Raw genomic sequence first — 20,807 nt, 5'->3', positions numbered from 1 at the left:
AAAGACCCCCGCTGCCGGTGATGGCAACGGGGGTCTTTCTCAGAACTGCGTAGCTCTCTGGCCGAACGGGCCGAAAGTGCTACTTGCCTGCGACTACGTCGAGTTCGATCACAGCGGCAACGTCGTCGTGGAGACGGACATTGGCCTGGTATGAACCAACCGACTTGATGTGTGCCGGCAGTTCAACCTTGCGCTTGTCGATTTTGCCAAGGCCAGCGGCCTCAACGGCATCGGCTACGTCGGCCTGCTTGACGGTGCCGAACAGGCGTCCGGTCTCGCCAGCCTTGACGACGAGCTTGACCGGCTTGGCGGAGAGTGCAGCGGCCTGCTTCTGAGCATCTTCCAGGGAAGCATGCGCACGGGCGGCGCGGGCAGCCTTGATGGACTCAACCTGCTTCTCGCCACCCTTGGACCAGGTCAGGGCAAAGTTGCGGGGCAGGAGGAAGTTACGTGCGTAACCGTCCTTGACCTCGACAACATCGCCAGCGGCACCGAGACCGGTTACTTCGTGGGTCAGAATGAGCTTTGCCATGTTAGTTTCCCTTCCTTAACCGCGGCCAGCGCCGGAGTAAGGCAGCAGTGCAACTTCGCGGGCGTTCTTGATTGCCTGGGCGATCTTGCGCTGTTCCTGCACCGTAACGCCAGTGACGCGACGGGCGCGGATCTTTCCGCGGTCGGAGATGAACTTGCGCAGCAATGCTACGTCCTTGTAGTCGATGACAGTGATGTCAGCGGCCTTCAAGGGGTTGGACTTTGGTTTGGGCTTACGGAGTTCAGCCTTAGCCATCGTGGAGCTCCTATTCTATGGAGCCCGTGGATGTTGATCCACGGGATGGTGGTGGTCCGACGGCGGAAGTCACGTCCGGTGCCTTGCGGCACGTTCGGTGGGTCCCGGCGTCGGGCCTTTATTTGTGTTGTCTAGAAGGGAGGTTCGGAATCGGGGCCGTTGCCCCAGCCGCCTGCATTGGAGACGCCGGGCGTTGCCCAGGGGTCCTCCTGTGCAGCCTGCTGGTTGCCGCCGCCGCCGAAGCCTCCACCGGAGTTGCCGCCCTGGTTTCCACCAGAGTTGCCGCCTCCGAAGCCACCGCCGCCGTTGCCTCCGCCGAAGCCACCCTGTCCACCCTGACCGCCGGAGCGCTGGGTGCGGTTGACCTTGGCATTGGCGTAGCGCAGGCTCGGGCCGATTTCATCGACTTCGAGCTCGATTACGGTGCGCTTCTCGCCTTCTTTGGTTTCGTAGGAACGGCTCTTCAGCCGGCCGGAAACAATCACACGCATGCCCTTGGTGAGGGACTCGGCGACGTTCTCGGCTGCTTCACGCCAGACGGCAGCGCGGAGGAACAGGGTTTCCCCGTCCTTCCACTCGTTGGACTGGCGGTCAAAGGTGCGTGGGGTGGAAGCGATGGTGAAGTTCGCTACTGCCGAACCTGACGGTGTGAACCGCAATTCCGGGTCATTGGTGAGATTACCGATGACCGTAATGGTGGTTTCGCCTGCCATCTACTGCCTCCTTGTTCGATCCTGGATGAAGAATTCGATCCTGCGGGGTAAAGAATGAAGATTGGAGCTGAAATTACTCAGCAACAACTTTCTGCTCTTCGGGGCGGGTGATCTTGGTGCGCATGATGGTCTCGTTAAGAGACAACTGGCGGTCAAGTTCCTTGGCGGTGTCCGGCTTGGCGGTGAAGTTCACCACGGCGTAGATACCTTCAGACTTCTTCTTGATTTCGTAGGCCAGCCGACGACGGCCCCAGATGTCAACCTTTTCGATGGTTCCACCATCGTTGGTGATGACGTTCAGGAACTTCTGAAGCGACGGCTCAACGGTACGCTCTTCGACCTCGGGGTCGATGATTACCATCAATTCGTAAGGACGCATATGTGAACCCACCTCCTTTGGGCTAAGCGGTTACGGCATTTCCGTAACAGGAGGTTCATTTGCGATGCCATGCAAAGCCCCACCAACAGAACGGAGGCAGGGCGCAGCACAGACTTCAATATCTTAGTGCATTTGGACCGGATAGGCGATTCGCGCTTGACTCAAGGCTACAGCCGGGACACCTGCCGCCCGAAGCCGCTTTCAACGTATGTGGAAAACCCTGGATTCTGGCGTGGCACGGGCGCCTGCGGCGGATCCAAGTGGCCGCGTCAAGTACCGGGCCCGGCTACCCAAGTGCTGTACTCAGATAGCTCGGCCCAAAAGTACTGTGGTGCGCCCCGTTGAGCCCCGTCTATATTGGCATCCAACGGCTGGGTACCGTGCTGGACGCTACGGAGCGACCAGGAGGTTAGCCCGCACAGTCAAAGGACTGGGCGGGCCTCGTCAACAAACGCAGCAAGGCAGTATCGGTCTCCTTCTTCGATGGATTGGGGACCGCATGTCGTTAATAGGCCGAAGCAAGGAGTTGGACCGGATCCTGTCGGTGATCCGCAGGCCAAAGGAGTCCGCGCTCATGATTGCGGGCCGGCGGGGCGTCGGTAAGTCTGCGTTATTGGCGGAGATACCGCGGCTGTCCGATTACCGGACTGTTTTTCTGCGGGCCAGCGCATCGGAGTCTGACTGGCCACTTTCCGGCCTCACCGCACTGCTGAACGGCATTGACGATCCCGTGCTCAGCCGTTTTACCGACGAACTCCTCAGGGATTCGAGCGGTGCCATGGACGTGCCTACGGTGTCCACCATGCTTCTCAACGGCCTTCATCAGCGCTCGTCTTCCCGGACCGTCATTGTCATCGATGATGCAGACCAGCTGGATCCCAGCAGCCAGGCCGTCATTGGATACCTGGCCCGCCGCCTCTCCGGAACCGACATAGCGCTTTTCACCAGCGTCCGCGAAGAGTCGCCGGACAGCCCGTTCAGCAGCATTCCTGCTTTGCAACTAAGAGCACTGAACTACAACGACACCGTGCGAATGCTGGAATCGATTCCCGCCCGGCAGACCGCGACGACGGCAGTCCACGCCGTTGCCGCAGCAAGCCAGGGCAACCCGCTCGCCGCCGTCGAGCTCTATGCGTGCCTCTTGGAGCGCCAGGCCGAGGGCAAATATGCACTGCCCATTCCCCTGCCTTGTAAAGGGAGCTTCGAATCCGAGTTCGCCGCGATGGTGGGAGCCCTTACTCCGGCTGCGAGGCGGGTCCTTGACCTGATGTCGCTGTCCTGCCGGAGCGAGATAGCCACCCTGGAGAAGGTTTATGGCGGTTTGTGGCCTGGGGTGGATGAGCTCCTGGCCAACGGAATGGTCAGCCGGTCCGGACCGCACCTGCGGATCCAGGACCAGCTGCTGCGGGGCTACGTCTTCGCCGCGATGACGCCGGCAACCCGGACGGCTGACCACCGGTCGTTGGCGGAGGCGGCCGGGGAGTCCGATCCGTACGCTCGCCGCTGGCATCTGAGCTTCACCGCGCTCGAACGCCAGACACCGTTTGGACTGCTCCGTTACGCGGTAGAGCTGATCCGCAGCGGCGAGGTGTCCTTCGCCGTCGAATATATAGAACGTGCCCTCACCATCAACCCCTGGGAAGCGGAGACTGCTGCCCGGCTCACCACAGTGGCGGAGCTGCTCTTCAACAGGGGCGAATTTGTGTACGCCAAGCGGTATCTCGACTGGGCGCAGCGGGTCACCCGCAACCCTGCCCTGATTCTTCGGCTGACCGGGCTTGCCTTCGAAATCCAGTTCATGCAGGGCGCGGCTGTCCGGTCGGGCATGGTGCTTCGGCTGGTCAAGGAATTCGGCCGTCACGACCCCTCCTACGCCGCCACGCTGCTGGCCGTCGGATCCCTGTTTTACGCCGAGCGGTGGGAGCTCGAGGATGCCGCCAGCCTGCTCAAATACGCCGAACAGTTCAAGGACGCAGCGTCTAGGGACTGCCTGGCTGTGGGCGACCGCGCCCGGCTCCTGATCGAGGCGATCAGCGGGAACTCCGAGCATCTGAGCCGGAAGCACGACGGCGGTACTGTTGCCACGCTCCTGGTGCAGGGACGGGCCCTCAGCTACGCCGAACACCATGATCTGGCCCAGGAGGCCTTCGCCATGGTTCGCAATTCCGTCGAGGCAAGCAACATCAACTGGCGGGAAACGGCGGACTATCTGGCCGTCGACAACGAGATCCGGGCCGGCAATGTACGCAAAGCGGTCCGGCTGATCGAGGACCTGGAGCTTACCGAACCCGAGGTCAAGTACCACCGCGGCATGAGGCACATCTTCCGCGTATGGCGCGCCCATTCCTTGGGCGACGAGGCACTGGCCCGGCTTTACGTGGCGGAGGCCCAGCATTTCTCCGGGGCGGACAGCCATCCGGCCATCACAGCCCAGCTGGCTGCCTGCCAAGGCCACTTCGAGTTGATGCGCGGGAATCTTGCCGAGTCCTTTGCACAGCTTTCACGGGCGGCCGAGCTCGGCATGGCATTCGGCAACCCCACCTTGCTCCGCTGCGAGGCTGACCTGGTGGAGGTCCTGGTCCGGCTGGGTCGGCACCGCGAAGCTTCGCAGGCGCTGTACCGCCTCGAAAGCCGCTCGGTGGGGTTGAGATCACCCTGGCTGCTCTCCGCCGTGGCCCGCAGCCGGGCCATGCTTGCCGACGGCGAACAGTCGCTTCAGCTGTTCAGCCAAGCGCTTGAGAGCCGGAACGCCCACGATTCGCTGCTCGAACGCGCCAGAACCCTGCTGTGCTACGCCGAGCGGCTGGACGCCTTCGGCCGGCGGCGGGATGCCAAGGACGGGCTGCTGCGCGCGAAAGTCATGTTTGACGAAGCCGGCGCCGACGCGTGGACGCAGCATGTTGATTCCCTCCTGCTTGACGAGCGGGTGGAGCCGGCACGGGCGCCTGGGAACCCGGCCATGCTCATGCTCGCCGACCACGAACGCGCCCTCGCCCAGATGGTGGCCCGCGGCATGCGCAACAAGGAAATCGCTGCCACGCTCTACGTCTCCGTCCGGACAGTTGAAGTGCGCCTCACCGCCATTTACCGGAAGCTGGGCGTGGAGTCCCGCGCGCAGCTGACGGCCCTCGCCGCCGGCAAAAACGCTGCGGCCCGGGAACCGTACCTCCTGCCCGTCCTGTAGGGAAAAACCGGCCTTTTGCAGGTACCCGCAGTTTCCACACCGTTCCTTGGCTCCAGCCACATGGCCCCCGCTTTTCCCCGTAAGAGGGATTGGTTCCGGACTAATTTTGCAGCACGGCCAGAACAAAAACGTACGCAGGAAAGGGATCATCATGGTGGAAATTCCAGTAGCCCGGACCCGGCGCTCATCTTTTGACTGGCCTGTAGCGTCCGTTGCTGCACAACGGACCGCACCAACGCAGCTGGCGGGAGCAGAAACTGCAGGAACCCGGTTTCTGCTTCCGCCGGCTGCCGCAACCTCATCGCCGGGCCGCAAAGGGGCAGCGGGGTGGATCGCCACCCACATCAACCTTTTGCGTGTTACGGACTCGTTGCTGGTGGCAGGCGCTGTATTTGCCGGCTACCTCCTATCCAACGTCGGATTTGCTCCGGGCGTTGAAAGCACCAAGGCAGGCGTCCTGACCGCGGCGACTGTAACCATGCTTTGGGCTTTGGCCCTGGAAATCTACCGAACGCGAGATTCCAAGGTTCTCGGAGTGGGGGCGGACGAGTTCAAGCGGGTTGCCTCGGCGTCCCTGAGGATCTTTGGCCTGATGGCAATCAGCGCGGTGGTGTTCTCCATCCATGGGGGCACCGCTTTCGTCACCGTGTCGCTGCCGCTGGGGCTGCTGGCCCTAACCGCCAACCGTTGGGCCTTCCGGCGCAGGCTCACCTTGGAAAAGGCGCGCGGCCGGCACCTCTCACGTGCAATTGTGGTGGGAGAGCCGGAGGACGTCCGTTACGTCGTCCAACAAGTGGCCAAGAAGTCCGGCCCGGTGTACAAGGTCCTGGGAGTTTGCCTCCCCGGGGCCCGGCGCGGGGCGGGCCTGCGCATCGACGGCCAGCAAATCCCCGTCCTTTCATCCACTGATGACATTGCCCGGACCGTACGGCTGTCCGATGCGGATTCGGTCATCGTGGCGGGCCCACTGCCGGGTGGGAACAAGTTCATCCGGGAGCTCGGCTGGAAGCTTGAGGAGTGCTCTGCGGAGCTGATCCTGGCAGCCACCCTGACCAACGTTGCGGGTCCCCGAATTCATTGGCGGCCGGTGGAAGGCCTGCCGCTGATGCATGTGGACATCCCGCAATACTCTGGTGCCAAGCATGTACTGAAAAGGGCAATGGACGTGATCTCGGCGCTGGCGGGCATTCTGGCACTCCTGCCCCTGCTGGTGGTGCTGGCCGCAATTGTGCGGCTGGACAGCCCGGGGCCGGTTTTCTTCCGCCAGGACCGGGTGGGCAAGGACGGCAAAACGTTCGGGATGTTCAAGTTCCGGTCCATGGTGGTGGATGCCGAAGCCCGGCTGGAGTCCTTGGGCCAGCTTAACGAAGGCGCCGGCGTGCTCTTCAAGCTGCGTGACGATCCGCGGGTGACACGGTGCGGCCGCTGGATGCGCAAGTACTCGCTTGATGAACTGCCGCAGCTCTGGAACGTGGTGCTGGGCCATATGAGCATGGTGGGGCCGCGTCCGCCGCTGGACCGGGAGGTCACCGGCTACGAACGGCACACCCACCGCCGCCTGCTCATCAAGCCCGGGATCACCGGTCTGTGGCAGATCAACGGCCGCTCCAACCTGGCTTGGGACGAAGCCGTCCGCCTTGATCTTTATTACGTCGAAAACTGGTCGATCGCGGGTGATCTGCTGATCCTGTGGCGCACTCTCCGGGCAGTCATCAAGCCCTCCGGCGCCTACTAACCATCCCTTCATGGAAAGAAAGTGATATGCGGACCTTCGCCAATTCGTTCCACGTTCCCACCCACCGGGAGCCGCCTCCGAAACTGAAAATCGCCGTCGTCGGTGCAGGCTACTGGGGGCCTAATCTGGCCCGCAACCTGCAGGCCAGCGTTGACTGGGATTTGGTGGCCATCTGTGACCTGGACATCGAGCGGGCGGCGAAACTGGCCGCCACACTGGGTGGTATTCCCGTCGTCGAGTCCCTTGATGAACTCCTGGACACCTTTGATGTGGACGCAGTGGCGATTGCGACGCCGGCACGCACCCACTACGGGACGGTGATGACGGCGTTGCGCGCCGGCAAGCACGTCCTGGTGGAAAAGCCGCTGGCGGACAGCCGTGCCCACGGGGCCGAAATGGTGGCAGAGGCTGAGGCGAACAGCCTGGTGCTGATGGCCGACCATACATATTGCTACACACCGGCCGTACTGAAAATGCAGGAGCTCGTGCAGGAGGGCGCTCTTGGCGACATCCTGTTCGTTGACTCGGTGCGCATCAACCTGGGGTTGGTCCAGCCAGACGTGGACGTGTTCTGGGACCTGGCGCCGCACGATCTGGCCATCCTGGACTTCGTTCTCCCGGGCGGCCTGAACCCAGCCGAAGTGTCGGCGTTCGGAGCGGACCCGCTCGGAACCGGCAGGGATTGCGTGGGGCACCTGAATTTCAGGCTCCCCAACGATGCCACAGCCCACGTGCACGTGAACTGGCTGAGTCCCACGAAAATCAGGCAAATGGTGATCGGCGGTTCACTGCGGACCCTCGTCTGGGATGACCTGAACCCTCAGCAGAGGCTCAGCGTCTACGACCGGGGCGTCAGTCTGGACCGTCAGCCCCTGACCGCCGGAGAGAAGAAGACATCGGCGATCTCCTACCGCCTGGGCGATACGTGGTCCCCGGCGCTGCCTGAACGGGAGGCCCTGAGCCAGGTGGTGGAGGAGTTGGCCCACTGCATCCGCAACAAGCGTGAAGCCCGCACCGGCGGCGCGTCCGGCCTGCGTGTCCTTTCCGTCCTGGAGGCAGTGACCCGCAGCCTCAGCCTCGACGGCCAGTCCTCCCCCGTGGAGGGGACCGGCCCCTCTGACGACAACGGACTGTCAGGGCCGAGCCGTTCAGCAGCCGAGGTACAGCTGGAGCGTGCGCTGTGAGTGAGCTGCAAGGAGCCAACGTCCTGGTCACCGGCGGGGCGGGAACGATCGGTTCAACGCTCGTGGACTCCCTGCTTGCCGCTGGAGTGAACCGGATTGTCGTGCTGGACAACATGGTCCGCGGCCGGTTGGCGAACCTCGAAGTTGCCCTCGAAAGCGGTCAGGTTGAGCTGGTCCAAGGGAACATCGGCAACCGGGACCTGGTACACGATCTCACCAAGGGTAAAGACCTGGTGTTCCACCAGGCGGCTATCCGTATCACACAGTGCGCCGAAGAGCCCCGGCTCGCCCTTGAGGTCCTGGTGGACGGGACGTTCAACATCCTGGAGGCGTCCGCCGAGCATGGCGTGGGCAAGCTGATTGCCGCATCGAGCGCCTCGGTGTACGGCATGGCGGAGGAATTCCCGACGACGGAACGTCACCACCACGCCAACAACGACACGTTTTACGGTGCTGCCAAGTCGTTCAACGAAGGCATGGCCCGCAGTTTCCACGCCATGTCCGGGCTGGACTACGTGATGCTGCGCTACTTCAACGTTTACGGGCCGCGGATGGATGTCCATGGCCTGTACACCGAAGTACTGGTCCGCTGGATGGAAAGGATCGTGGACGGCGAACCGCCACTTATTTTCGGCGATGGCCTGCAGACCATGGATTTCGTTTACACCACAGATGTGGCCCGGGCCAACGTCCTGGCAGCGGCCAGCGACGTCACCCACGGGTGCTACAACATCGCCAGCGGAACCGAGACGAGCCTGCTGGAAATGGCGCAGGCACTGCTCAGGGTCATGGGCTCGGACCTGGAAGTGGAGCACGGCCCGGCCCGCCTGGTGAACAGCGTGGTCCGGCGTCTGGCCGATACCGCGGCGTCACGCCAGGACCTGGGATTCAAAGCAGAAGTGGAACTGGACGAAGGCTTGCGCGAACTCGTCAGCTGGTGGCGGCCTCTGCGCGAAGAAATCGCCGCAACAAGGAAGGTTGGTGTCCGATGACTGCTGAGACAGTCCTTGCCCGGATCAACGTCATGAAGCCCTGGCTGGGTGACGAGGAAGCCAAGGCCCTCGCCGAGGTGGTTGCCTCTGGCTGGGTGGCGCAGGGGCCCAAGGTCAAGCAGTTCGAGGCTGACTTCAGCGCAACGCAGGAGGTGCGTCACGCCGTCGCGACGTCCAGCTGCACTACTGCACTTCACTTGGCACTGGTGATTGCGGGAATCGGCCCCGGTGACGATGTGGTGGTTCCTTCTCTTTCTTTTATCGCCACCGCCAACGCAGTGGCTTACGTGGGGGCCCGTCCAGTATTTTGCGATGTGGACGCAGCCACGGGCAATGTGACTGCTGAGACGATCCACGCTGCGCTGACCCTGGACACCCGGGCTGTGATTGTGGTTGACCAGGGCGGCGTGCCCGTTGACCTTGACCCCATCCGGGAACTCTGCGATCGCCACGAAATTACAGTCATTGAGGACGCCGCCTGTGGCGTTGGCTCCCAGTACAAGGGCAGGCCGGTCGGTACAGGGGCGGACGTGACGGTCTGGTCGTTCCACCCCCGCAAAGTCCTCACTACCGGCGAAGGCGGCATGCTCACTACGCACCGGGCGGACTGGGCAGCAAGGGCACGGACGCTCCGGGAGCACTCCATGAGCGTCTCCGCGACGGACCGGCACGGGACCGTGTTGGCCCCGCCGGAGGTCTACACCGAGATTGGGTTCAACTACAGGATGACTGACCTGCAGGCAGCCGTCGGGATAGTGCAGCTGCGCCGGCTCGCAGAAGTGGTGGAACGCCGTCGGGAAATCGCTGCGGCCTACGTTGCCGGGCTGATAGGCCTGAAAGGCCTCCGGTTGGTGGCCGATCCGCCCTTCGGAACCACAAACTTCCAGTCCTTCTGGGTTGAGGTCCTGCCGGCGTTCGCAACCAGCCGGGAAGGACTGCTGTCCAAGCTCGCTGATGCCGGCATCTCGGCCCGGCGCGGGATCATGGCCTCACACCGCCAGCCGGCCTACCGCTGGCGCGACACCGGCAACGCAGGGTTGCAGAACACTGAGCGCCTCACTGACAGGACACTCATCCTGCCCGTCTACCACGAGCTGGACACCATCAGCATGAACCGTGTTATCAACACCATCCAGGAAGCCGCCAACGGGGTGGGGCCGTGAGTGAACTGATTCTGATAGCCGCCAGCGGCCTTGCCCGCGAAGTCCTGGCGATGGTCCGCAGCAGCGGACAGTACGACGTCGTGGGTCTCCTCGATGACGACAAGGAGATGGCAGGCGTCACCGTGGACGGCGCGCCCGTGCTCGGAACGATCGATGACGCCCCTAAGTACACCCACGCGTTCGTGCTCGTGTGCATCGGCTCGGGAAAGTCCAGGGAGGCGGTGGTGGACAGGCTCACCGCCATGGGGCTGCACGAGGCCCGCTACGCAACCGCCATCGACCCCAGCGTGCAATGCCCGGAGGGATGCAGGGTGGGCCGGGGCAGCATCCTCCTGCGGAATGTGACATTGACCGCGTCTGTCACCTTGGGTTCACATGTGGTGGCCATGCCATCGGTTACGTTCACCCACGACGACGACGTGGCGGACTTCGCCACCTTCGCTGCCGGCGTGTCGCTGGGCGGCGGAGTCCGGATTGGCCGGGCAGCCTACCTCGGCATGAACTCCAGCGTCCGCGAACGGACGTCCGTGGGAGCCTACGCCACCGTGGGGATGGGCGCCGCGGTGCTTAGCAACGTGCCCGACGGCGAGACCTGGGTTGGGGTGCCGGCCCACGCAATCGACCGCGAGGCGTTCTTTATGGGGAGTGGATTATGAGCGCGGGGATGGAAGTCAGGGCCGAAGCCTTAGTGCCCCTGGTGGACCTGGCTGCGCAGCAGCGGGATGTTCACGAGGAAGTCATGGCCGGGCTCACGGATGTGTTTACCCACGCCTCGTTCATCGGCGGGCCGGCCGTCGCCGAATTTGAGGCGGCCTACGCCCGCTTCCTGGGTGCCGGCCACTGTGTTGGGGTGGCCAATGGAACGGACGCCCTGGAACTGGCCCTGCGTGCTTCTGGAGTCGGGCCGGGCAGCGAGGTCATCATTCCGGCAAATACCTTCATTGCCACAGCGGAGGCGGTCAGCCGGATCGGGGCAGTTCCCGTGCCAGTGGACGTCGATCCTGAATACTTGCTCATTGATCCGCACGCTGTTGCCGCCGCGGTGACATCACGAACCCAGGCAATTGTTCCTGTGCATTTATTCGGACAGACGGCCTTCGTTGAGCGGCTTGTTCCTGTTGCTTCGGCCTGCGGCGCGGCGATCGTCGAAGATGCTGCGCAGTCTCAGGGTGCTACCCGGTTTGGCCGTTCGGCGGGAACATGGGGTCTCGCCGCCGGGACGAGTTTCTATCCCGGAAAAAACCTTGGGGCGGCGGGCGACGCCGGTGCCGTGGTAACCGACGACGACGACGTTGCCGCCCGGGTCAGGCTGCTCAGTTCCCACGGTAGCTCCCGAAAGTACGTGCACGACGCCGTCGGGTTCAACTCGCGGCTCGACACCGTCCAGGCAGTGGTCCTTCGGGCCAAGCTCGCGAAGCTTTCGGAGTGGAATGCTTTACGGCGTGCTGCGGCGGAACGCTACGCGCGACTCCTCGTTGATGTTCCTGGCGTGGAACTGCCGCGCGAGGCGCCAGGCAACGTGGACGTCTGGCACCTTTACGTAGTGCGCGTTTCCAACCGGGATGCAGTGCTCGCAGCTCTTCACGCCGCCGGCATTCAGGCCGGGATCCATTACCCGGTGCCGGTGCACCTCAGCGGCGCCTATAAGGGTGAAGGCCGGAAGGCCGGTAGCTTTCCTGTCGCTGAGGAAGCCGCCGGCCGCATCCTGTCACTTCCGCTCTTCCCACACATCACGGCAGAACAACAGGAACGGGTCGCGGGCGTACTGGGCACAGTGATGGGTCAGCGATGACAGATTCTCGGGGACGCCAGGTGGCTTCCGGAGCGTTCGGCTGGAGCGTCCTGAACACTGTGCTGTCCCGCGTGGGGACGTTGGGCATCGGCATTGTTCTGGCCCGCGTCCTGGGGCCTGAGTCTTTCGGAACGTTCGCGGTGGCCCTCGTGGCCCTCATGGCAGTACTGAGCTTCAATGAGTTGGGCGTATCCCTCGCCATTGTCAGGTGGCCGGGGAATCCAGCAAGGATCGTCCCCACGGTCAACACCATCTCCGTCGTTGGGAGTGCCATATTCTGCGGGGCGGCGATACTGGCAGCGCCCGTGTTCACCTCCGCCGTGGGGGACCCGGAGGCTACCGACGTCATCCGCATCCTGATTATCAGTGTCTTCATCAACGGACTAGTGGCGTCGCCGGCAGCCCTGCTGCAGCGCGACTTCCGAGAAAAGACGAGGATGGGCATCGACCAGGTCAACGTGTGGGTCGGCGCGGCCGTTTCCCTGGCTCTGGCCCTTGCCGGACTCGGGGCAATGGCGCTGGCATTTGGCCGGATTGCCGGCGGCCTGGTTGCAGCGGTCATGTTTTTGCGGGCATCACCAATACCGTACCGGTTCGGATTGGACCGAAACTACCTGATGCCACTTATCCGGTTCGGCATGCCGCTGGCCGGCACTAGCATCATCTTCTTCGCCATCGGTTACGCTGACCAAATAACCGCAGGCATACTGCTCGGAACAACCGGACTGGGTTTCTACGTGCTGGCCTTCAACCTTTCCAGCTGGCCCGTGAGCATCCTGGCTCAGCCGCTTCGACGGGTGGCACCAGCAGCGTTCTCTGCCCTCCAGCACGACCCGGCCCGAATCAATGGCACGCTAGGCGCCATCTTCTCCGTCCTCCTTTGCGCAGCAATGCCGCCGATGCTCTTCCTCGCCGCCAGCTCCGAACCACTGATCAACCTGATCTACGGGACACCTTGGCTTCCCGCCGCCCCCGTGCTGTCTTGGCTCGTAGTAGCCGCCTTTGTGAAGATCATCTGCGACCTCGCGTACGACTTCCTCGTGGTTTTGGGAAGGTCGGGCACGGTCTTCTTTATCCAAGCCGGGAGCCTGGTGGTTCTTATCCCCGCACTGATCTTCGGCGCCCTCCTGTTCGGGCTGGCCGGCCTCGCGGCGGCACAGGCTTTGGTCACGAGCCTCGTCGTCCTCCCGTGCTATCTTCGACAACTGCACAAAGCCGGCGTCAACCTGGTGCCAATGGCCGGGAGTATCTGGCTCCCCGCCGCCGCCGGACTCGGTGCCGGCGCTTTCGCCTGGCTGATGGCAACGGTCCAACCGAATCCGCTGTTCGTAGTGACATATTCAGGTCTGGTCACGGGGGCCCTCACCCTGTTCCTGCTCTACCTGCGCCGAACCTCGCTGGGCCTCCTTCGCACCATCGGAAACATTCCCCAAACCGCAGGGATGGCACTGTGAAAATTTTGGTTTTCCCCCACGAGCTCGAAATCGGCGGCAGTCAAATCAACGCCATCGAGATAGCGGCGGCAGTGCAAAAGCGGGGCCACGAGGTTGTCATCTTCGGCACCAAGGGTGCGCTCAATGCCCGGATCACGGAGCTGGGACTCGAATTCATTGAATCTCCCCGGCCCTCGCACCGCCCCACTCCGGCAATTATCAGGGCCCTGAACCAGTTGATCAGTTCACGTGGTTTCGCTGTCCTGCACGGCTATGAATGGCCCCCTACACTCGAATGCGCGCTGGCCGCTACGCAAACACCCGCCGTGGCCGTTTCCACTGTCATGTCCATGGCAGTTGCCCCGTTCATTCCCAAGCATCTGCCCCTGATGGTGGGAACCGCCGACATACTGGCAGCCGAGCAGAAATTCGGCAGGACCCTCACCGAACTCCTGGAGCCTCCGGTTGACTTGGCTGCCAACAATCCAAGCGTAGAGCTTGGGGTCCAAACATTCCGGCGCCAGTGGGGGCTGGAAAGCTCGTCTTTTGTTGTTTCAACAGTCACTCGCCTGGCAGCTGAACTGAAGCTGGAGGGCCTGCTGTCCGCCATCGAGGCAGTTGGCAGGGTAGCCCATCAGATTCCCGTCCAGCTCCTCATCGCCGGTAGGGGGCCCGCCGGCAACATCGTCGAGGCAGCCGCCATCGAAGTTAACCGCCGGACTGGACGCAGAGTTGTTGTCCTGGCAGGGCAAATGGACGATCCCCGTGCTGCTTACGCCGCCGCGGATCTTGTTCTCGGCATGGGCAGTTCAGCTTTGAGGGCTATGGCTTTCGCCAAACCGCTCGTGGTCCAGGGTGAACAGGGATTCTGGGAGTTGCTGACTCCGGAATCACTGCCGCTATTCCTGCAGAAGGGCTGGTTTGGCACGGGCCCCGGGCCAGAAACCGGAGCGGGAAAGCTTGCAGGACTGCTGATGGAGGTCTACCGGAGCCCGGGCCGCCGCCGGGAGTTATCCGCCTTCAGCCTCGCCACCGTAACCGGACGCTTCTCGCTGGCACGGGCGGCCGAACTGCAGGAAGCCTTCTACGTCCGGTCCATGCAGGAGCCGCCGGCCGTGCAGGTACGGAACAATCTGGGAGCCACGGGCCGGTTTGTCGTCCATCAACTGACCCAACATACTCGGCAACTGTTCGGTTCCGCCGCCGCGGACGACTTCAACGCACAACGGCCCGGCAAGCGCGCAGCCGTGGTGCGTCAGGCGCTGAAAGGAATGCGCGGATGAGCGACGTAACCCGCGTGCTGGTGTTCATCCCAGGTAGCCGCTGGGAAAATGTCAGTGGCACCGATCACCAGCTTGCCTTGACCCTGGCTGGATCGGTTCCCGTTCTTTGGGTCGATCCGCCCCTTCCATTCCATCATGCCCTTCGGACACATGACCTTCCACAAGGTCGCCTGGAACTTTCAAAGGTTGCTGACGGCATCACCCGGCTGCGGTCCCTGTCGTTGCCGGGATTTACCCGCCGACTCGTGGCACCCTTTACGAGCCGGCTGCTGTCCGCTGACATCAGGACCAGTCTTGTCCGACTCGGCGTTGAGGCGAAGGCCACCTTGCTGTCCTCGCCGATCTCACGATTCCCGTCCGGGCTGACTGGTCCCAACTTGCTGTACGTGACAGATGACTGGGCCGCGGGTGCGACCATGATGAGGCTGGCGCCTTCGCTGGTGGAAAAGACGCTGCAGGCCAACGTGGCTACTGCCCGGCACACCGCAGCAGTCTCACCGGCACTGGCTGCCTTGGTCGATTCCAGAATCAAGGACGGCCGGCGGGCCACGGCGGTGGTTCCTAACGGTTGTGCCGTCACCGCCCCTCAGGAGCCGGCTCCGGACCGGACGCCCACGGCTGTGCTTATCGGGCAGCTGAACGAACGGCTGGACATGGACCTACTGGCTGCATTGGACGAAGCCCGCGTCCCGATCCTTGTCATCGGACCACGCACCGAACACGACCGCAAAACAAGCCGCCTGCTGGACACTTTCCTGGGCTCGGACAATGTCGCATGGTTGGGCCGGCTCCCGCTCGCGGAAACCCGGAAGCACCTGGCTACTGCTCGAGTAGGTCTAACCCCATACCGGGACAATGCGTTTAACCGGGCATCCTTTCCCCTTAAGACCCTCGATTATCTGGCCGCCGGCCTGCCGGTTGTGGCCACCGACCTGCCCGCCGTTCGTTGGCTGGAGACAGATCTGGTGTCGATCTGTAAGACCAAGGAAAACTTCGTCCGACAGGTCCAGCAGGAGTTGGCCACCGCACCGAACACCGCGACCGAGGCTGACCGGAGGACGTTCGCGGCAGGACATTCCTGGCACGAACGGGCTCGCCAGCTAATGTCCGTAATTGAAGGACGTGAGAAAAGATGACATCTCCCGTCCGCAACGCGGCGTTAGCTTTAATGGGGATCATCGGACTGTTCTGTGCTGGATGCACCCCCGTTGGAGAGGCAGCTCCGGCGGCCGAAACCAGCACGGGGCTTAATCTGCCCAGAATTCCCTGGGAAGGCGGCCCGGAATACTGGAAGTCGTTCGCCAATGCAGACGCCGCCGGGTGGGACGATCCCAAGTTTTTCCCAGTGGCCATCTGGTACAACGGCATCAGCACCGACGAGGAAGTGCGCTTCGACAAAGACCATGGAATCAACACCTACATGGGCATGGACAGCAGCACTCCCTACTCAATTTTTGAGCGCAACAGCGTCTACTGGATCGGGGGGAAACTCAATGAATCATTCACCCCGGCCGGGACCAACTGGGTGGGTGCGTTCCTGGACGACGAAGTGGATGGCCGGTTCACCCCGGAGGACGGCCGGAAGCATCTGCAGAATCTCACTGACGCAGCCCCCGCAGGACTCTTTAAGTACGCCAACTTCACGCAGATGGTCCTCAGTCACTACATGCCACCCTCCGATGCCCAAGCCTATGTGAACGGCTATACGGACGCTGTTTCCATTGACATGTACTGGTACACCATCCCGTATTGCAGCATCGAGCCGTACGAGAACGCCCACCTGGTACCTGTAGACGCCGCAGCCTGCCGGACTGCATCCAGCTACGGGAAGACGATGAAGGCCTTACGCCTGCAGGACGCTGCGGACGGGAAGCTCCAGCCGTTGTGGCAGTTCGTCGAAAACCTCAACGGCGGTCCCGGCGAGGGCCCTTTCGTCTCTAACATCAGCCCGGCACAGTTGGAGGGCGCGGTGATGAGTTCAATTATCAACGAAGCCCGCGGCATCATCTACTTCAATCAAAGTCTTTCCGGCCCCTGCGGCGGCGGGAGCGTACTGCGGCTGGCCCAAGTGATGACTGATTTCTGTGGTGCCCCCCAGATCGCCGCCATGAAGAACGTCAACTCCCGCATACATGAACTGGCACCGGTCCTCAACACCCAGTCCTTTGACTTTTCGTTCGGCGATGGCCTGGACACAATGCTGAAGACACACGAGGGCTCCGCCTACATTTTCGCGATGGCCACAGGGGAATCCGTGCCAGGAAACCGGGCCTTCGTCCTTCCGCCGGACATCAAGGCGGACAGCGTTGAGGTCCTCTTCGAGGAACGCTCCCTTCCCGTTGACGGCACAGGGCGGTTCTCCGACTCCTTCGCCCATGAATCCACCTACCACGTCTACAAGGTGAAACTATGAACCACGCAATAGACCACGTAATCCTCACCAGGTTTAATGTGCCGTCTACCGGTCTGGAAAGCCGGATCCGCGCCAAAGAGGGTTGGCTTCGTGAACGGATGGTGCTTTTCGAGGCTTTCTGCCTGCCATCCGTCCAGTCTCAGACCAACACTGATTTCCGCTGGATAATTTACCTCGATCCGGAAAGTCCCGGATGGCTCAAGTCACGGATGGCTGAACTCAGCACCGGCGGGCTTTTTACGCCTGTTTACCGGTCACAGATTTCTGATTCGGAACGGATTGCCGATATCAGGGCAGTGACCGGTGCCACCGGCCAGATACTGATCACTACCAACTTGGACAACGATGACGCACTCGCCGAAGACTTCATCGAACGACTACAGGAGCCCGGCGCCGGGTCGTCCCGAGCAGCCGTGTACTTCGTCAACGGCTTGATACTCAGCGGTGACGCCCTGTACACGAACAAAGACAGCACTAACGCATTCTGCTCAGTACGGGAAACCTGGGACTCACCGGTGACCTGCTGGATGGATTGGCACACCCGGCTGGGAAGATCCATGCCGGTGCTGGAAATTGGCGGCGCGGCAGGCTGGCTCCAAGTTGTCCACGGAACAAACGTGAGCAACCGAGTCCACGGGACCCGGATACTCGCCAGTGCAGCGCCGAAGGCTTTCGGACAGCTCCTGGCCGGGGTGAAGGACCCCACCGGGCTGCAGTTGCTCTATGAGTTGACCATTGCCCGGCCTGGCAGGTGGAGCCGGGACAGGGGACGATCTCTGGCCAAGGCAGCCGTTCTAGGGATTTTCGGAAAAACGGGATTGGATCGGCTGAAGGATTCCCTAAGCGCCCGGACCCGTCCCTTGTCCAACCGTTGATAGTTTAGAGGAGCCACGAATGTACTTGCGTGATCTAATAGCCAGCCTGAAGCGGAGATGGTATTTCGTTGTGCTTGGAGCGCTCCTGACGATCTCCTTGGCCTTAGTCGTTTACTTCCAGGCGCCCGTAAAGTACGAGGCCACCGGTGGTGTTGCCCTGGTACCCCCGGCGACTGCGGTTATTTCCGGCGACAACCCATTCCTTTACATGGGAAGCCTGGAACAGGCGCTGGGAATCCTGACTGCGAAGCTGAACTCTGACGAGGTGCAGCGCGATATCTTGGGCAAACACGACGCTGTTGAGTACTCCACCATCCGCGACCCGTCGACGAACGGGCCCATCGTCCTGGTTACCGTTACCGGGGCCACGGCCGATGAGGCATTGGGGGCCCTTACTGACGTCCTCGCTGCCGTACCGCAGAACCTCACCAGCCTGCAGAACTCTCTGAACCTCGCCGAGAATTCCAGAATTACCTCGATGACCTTGTCCTCGGACGAGGAAGCCACGATCGTCGACAGCACCCGGACCAGGGTTGTACTGACCCTCGCCGCAGGGGGTGTCGCCGGAACACTGCTGCTGACCGGGCAATTGGACAAGATTCTCCTTCGTCGACGGGCAGGCGAGGGGACAGTTCGGTCGGGTATGCAGTCCGGCAGCGGGAAAAAGCCGGAACACTCTGGGAGTGATTCTTCCGCAGTGAAAAATGCGAACCGCTCCGGTGTCGGGCAAGCCGGCCCGCCCTACGGTTCAGGGACCTCCCCCGACCCGCGAAGCGGCATCGGAAGATCAGGGTCGAGACGCCGCCACCGCACACCGGAGCCGCGGGCGTGAGCGCACCTATGCGCAGACACTCTGACCCGCGGAGCTTTAAGTTTCCTACCGCCGATGCCCGCGGCCCCGAACGGGACCGGACAGGATGGGACGCCGGCAACGTCCTCATCATCTATTTCCTGATCCTCCTGGTTGTGCCGTCAAACCGCGCCATCGAGGCGTTGGGCGGGGCGGGAGCACCCGCCGCACTGTTTGCCCTGGTTCTTCTTCCGTGGTGGGGCTGGTACCACTTGCAGCGTAGTGCCAGGATGCTGCCCGACCGCATACAGCCTGTGCGGATGGCGATGTTCATCCTGCTGGGGTGCATCATGGCGAGCTACGCGGCCGGCGCCCTCCGGGCAATGACGCTCGCGGAGTCGAATGCGCTGAACCTCGGACTGGTGCGGACCGCCGCGTTCGCGAGTGTCTTGTTTTTGGCAAGTGACGGCATCCCCACGAGGGAGCGGTTGATCCGGCTTCTCCACTGGTGCTGCCTTCTGGGCGGCATATACGCGGCACTGGGAATCCTGCAGTTTATTACGGACCATTCATTTGTTGCCAACCTGACAATCCCGGGCCTATCGGTCAGTGATTTCGGCGCCCTGCAGGAGCGCGGCGGCTTCAGCCGCCCATCTTCCACAGCCCGAAATCCGCTCGAGTATGCCTTTGTGTTGTCCATGCTTTTTCCTGTTTCCATCAGCCTGGCACTGCATGACCGGAGTAGACACATCTTCCTCCGCTGGTTTCCCGTCGCCGCCATGGCCATGGCTGCCACGCTTTCGGTATCCCGTTCGGCCATCATTGGTCTGGTTGTGGCAGTGGCCGTACTCTTTCCATTTTGGTCCCCTCAGGTCCGACGTAGGGCGGGTATCGCGGCTTTGAGCCTGCTGGTGATCGTCTGGGTTGCGGTACCAGGGATGATGGGCACAGTGCGGGGCCTTTTCGGCGGCGAAGAAGCCAGCTTGAAATCGAGAACTGACAGCTACGATATCGTCTGGACCTTCTGGCAGATGAACCCCGTCTTCGGCAGGGGCCTGGGTACCTTTCTGCCCGAGTACCGGATACTTGACAACCAGTACCTCGTGAGCCTGCTTGACACAGGGATTGTGGGCCTGGCCGCCTTCATCGCCGTTCCTGTCACGGCGTTCTTTGTTGCCCTCACCGCGCGAAGGCGCTACAGCGAGCAAGTGTACGTTCACCTCGGTCCAGGGCTGGCGGCAGGCGTTGCGGCAGGAACTTTGCTTACCGGCTTCTTCGATGCACTTTCGTTTCCACAGGCGGCGGGCTCCTTTTTCCTTCTTATGGGAGTGTGCGGCGCTTACTGGCGCCTGCGGGATCTCCCATCGGTGCCCGCGCCGGACCGTCCCGAGCGGTGGTCTTCCAGCCGCAGAGTGGACATCAGGCAGTGGGGAATTGCAGTAACCGTTCTGCTGCTGATGGCGCCACTCATCGTTGCCGCCAGCCAAGGCAAAGGAATCTACTCGGCCAAGCAGGAGGTGGTCTTCCTGCCGCCTCCGGGCGCAGCGGCCGGAAACCCGCTTCGATTGGATTCCGAGGATATAGTCCAGTTCGCTGCAGTGATTGAGCGCAGGGCCATTGCCAAGAGTCACGAGCCGCAGCTACAAACAAATGGTGCAAGTCTCTACACAACCGGGGTCAGGGAGGGCTACTCGGTTAACCTTCCCAACGCCGGGTCACAATGGGAACATTCGTTCAAGAGGGCCGTGGTAGAGGTCGAAGCCGTAGCGGAAGACCCTGCCACAGCCGAAAAGCTAGTAGCGGAACTCGCCCGGAAAATCTCAGCGACAGCCACCCAGGAGCAGGACGCACTGGGGGTTTCGCGGAGTGCACACATCACTACCGAACCATCAGCAGCCGCAGTCAGCTATCACGCGTCCAGTCCCGTTGCGGCTGCAATGGCTTTGGTCCTGCTCGCCCTGGGTCTTGGTGCGGGCGCTGCTGCCACCAACAGAACCCTTTCGGCTAACCGCACGCGACGGCAAACAGAGGGTGACTGACGGAACATCGCTGAATCCGTTCGAGGCGTTTCACCCAGACGTCTG

General features: G+C 62.3%; 18 protein-coding genes. 14 read left to right on the top strand and 4 right to left on the bottom strand.

The features are described 5' to 3' along the window. Positions 1-79 precede the first annotated feature (79 nt). The 4 genes from rplI to rpsF form a co-directional block, all read right to left on the bottom strand. Complete coding sequence (gene rplI / locus ACP7AX_RS12890; RefSeq protein ID WP_131131999.1) at positions 80-532, bottom strand: 50S ribosomal protein L9; 453 nt, start codon at positions 530-532, stop codon at positions 80-82. Positions 533-547: 15 nt separating this feature from the next. Continuing rightward, positions 548-787 (bottom strand): 30S ribosomal protein S18, encoded by a 240-nt coding sequence (gene rpsR, locus ACP7AX_RS12885; protein ID WP_003800144.1) that lies wholly within the window; start codon positions 785-787, stop codon positions 548-550. Positions 788-918: 131 nt separating this feature from the next. After that, a complete protein-coding gene (locus ACP7AX_RS12880; protein WP_131683487.1) occupies positions 919-1,500 on the bottom strand; it encodes a single-stranded DNA-binding protein in 582 nt (193 codons plus the stop codon). Positions 1,501-1,573: 73 nt separating this feature from the next. After that, positions 1,574-1,879 (bottom strand): 30S ribosomal protein S6, encoded by a 306-nt coding sequence (rpsF, locus tag ACP7AX_RS12875; RefSeq protein WP_011693941.1) that lies wholly within the window; start codon positions 1,877-1,879, stop codon positions 1,574-1,576. A gap of 499 nt (positions 1,880-2,378) precedes the next feature. On the opposite strand from rpsF, the gene ACP7AX_RS12870 reads away from it, so the two are divergent. The 14 genes from ACP7AX_RS12870 to ACP7AX_RS12805 all read left to right on the top strand — a co-directional run bounded on the left by ACP7AX_RS12870 (position 2,379) and on the right by ACP7AX_RS12805 (position 20,762). Continuing rightward, positions 2,379-5,063, top strand: coding sequence for an AAA family ATPase (locus ACP7AX_RS12870; RefSeq protein WP_426226778.1), 2,685 nt, complete (start codon positions 2,379-2,381; stop codon positions 5,061-5,063). Positions 5,064-5,214: 151 nt separating this feature from the next. Continuing rightward, on the top strand, positions 5,215-6,798 hold the full coding sequence (locus tag ACP7AX_RS12865) for an exopolysaccharide biosynthesis polyprenyl glycosylphosphotransferase (protein WP_131683489.1): 1,584 nt from the start codon (positions 5,215-5,217) through the stop codon (positions 6,796-6,798). Between the two features lie 26 nt (positions 6,799-6,824). Next, positions 6,825-7,982, top strand: coding sequence for a Gfo/Idh/MocA family protein (locus tag ACP7AX_RS12860; RefSeq protein ID WP_426226775.1), 1,158 nt, complete (start codon positions 6,825-6,827; stop codon positions 7,980-7,982). After that, positions 7,979-8,974 (top strand): NAD-dependent epimerase/dehydratase family protein, encoded by a 996-nt coding sequence (locus ACP7AX_RS12855; RefSeq protein WP_426226773.1) that lies wholly within the window; start codon positions 7,979-7,981, stop codon positions 8,972-8,974. Before ACP7AX_RS12860 ends, ACP7AX_RS12855 begins: the two co-directional genes overlap by 4 nt. Continuing rightward, positions 8,971-10,137, top strand: a complete 1,167-nt coding sequence (locus tag ACP7AX_RS12850; protein ID WP_426226771.1) for a DegT/DnrJ/EryC1/StrS family aminotransferase — start codon at positions 8,971-8,973, stop codon at positions 10,135-10,137. Before ACP7AX_RS12855 ends, ACP7AX_RS12850 begins: the two co-directional genes overlap by 4 nt. After that, positions 10,134-10,793: an acetyltransferase gene (locus ACP7AX_RS12845; RefSeq protein ID WP_426226769.1), complete on the top strand. Its 660-nt coding sequence runs from the start codon at positions 10,134-10,136 to the stop codon at positions 10,791-10,793. The genes ACP7AX_RS12850 and ACP7AX_RS12845 overlap by 4 nt, the downstream gene beginning before the upstream one ends. Continuing rightward, complete coding sequence (locus ACP7AX_RS12840) at positions 10,790-11,929, top strand: DegT/DnrJ/EryC1/StrS family aminotransferase (RefSeq protein ID WP_426226767.1); 1,140 nt, start codon at positions 10,790-10,792, stop codon at positions 11,927-11,929. Before ACP7AX_RS12845 ends, ACP7AX_RS12840 begins: the two co-directional genes overlap by 4 nt. Further along, positions 11,926-13,383, top strand: coding sequence for an oligosaccharide flippase family protein (locus ACP7AX_RS12835; RefSeq protein WP_426226765.1), 1,458 nt, complete (start codon positions 11,926-11,928; stop codon positions 13,381-13,383). The genes ACP7AX_RS12840 and ACP7AX_RS12835 overlap by 4 nt, the downstream gene beginning before the upstream one ends. Further along, on the top strand, positions 13,380-14,645 hold the full coding sequence (locus ACP7AX_RS12830; protein ID WP_426226764.1) for a glycosyltransferase family 4 protein: 1,266 nt from the start codon (positions 13,380-13,382) through the stop codon (positions 14,643-14,645). The genes ACP7AX_RS12835 and ACP7AX_RS12830 overlap by 4 nt, the downstream gene beginning before the upstream one ends. Continuing rightward, positions 14,642-15,781, top strand: a complete 1,140-nt coding sequence (locus ACP7AX_RS12825; protein WP_426226763.1) for a glycosyltransferase — start codon at positions 14,642-14,644, stop codon at positions 15,779-15,781. The genes ACP7AX_RS12830 and ACP7AX_RS12825 overlap by 4 nt, the downstream gene beginning before the upstream one ends. Then, positions 15,778-17,058, top strand: coding sequence for a hypothetical protein (locus ACP7AX_RS12820; protein ID WP_426226762.1), 1,281 nt, complete (start codon positions 15,778-15,780; stop codon positions 17,056-17,058). The genes ACP7AX_RS12825 and ACP7AX_RS12820 overlap by 4 nt, the downstream gene beginning before the upstream one ends. Beyond that, a complete protein-coding gene (locus ACP7AX_RS12815; RefSeq protein WP_426226761.1) occupies positions 17,055-17,933 on the top strand; it encodes a glycosyltransferase in 879 nt (292 codons plus the stop codon). The genes ACP7AX_RS12820 and ACP7AX_RS12815 overlap by 4 nt, the downstream gene beginning before the upstream one ends. Before the next feature lie 19 nt (positions 17,934-17,952). Then, positions 17,953-18,765: a hypothetical protein gene (locus ACP7AX_RS12810; protein ID WP_426226760.1), complete on the top strand. Its 813-nt coding sequence runs from the start codon at positions 17,953-17,955 to the stop codon at positions 18,763-18,765. Beyond that, positions 18,762-20,762, top strand: a complete 2,001-nt coding sequence (locus ACP7AX_RS12805; protein WP_426226759.1) for an O-antigen ligase family protein — start codon at positions 18,762-18,764, stop codon at positions 20,760-20,762. The genes ACP7AX_RS12810 and ACP7AX_RS12805 overlap by 4 nt, the downstream gene beginning before the upstream one ends. Positions 20,763-20,807: the final 45 nt, after the last annotated feature.

Source organism: Pseudarthrobacter sp. DSP2-3-2b1, from assembly GCF_049895945.1.
In the GTDB taxonomy this organism is placed as follows: domain Bacteria; phylum Actinomycetota; class Actinomycetes; order Actinomycetales; family Micrococcaceae; genus Arthrobacter.
Note: the sequence above shows the minus strand (reverse complement) of the source record. Positions and strands in the feature narration are given on the sequence as shown.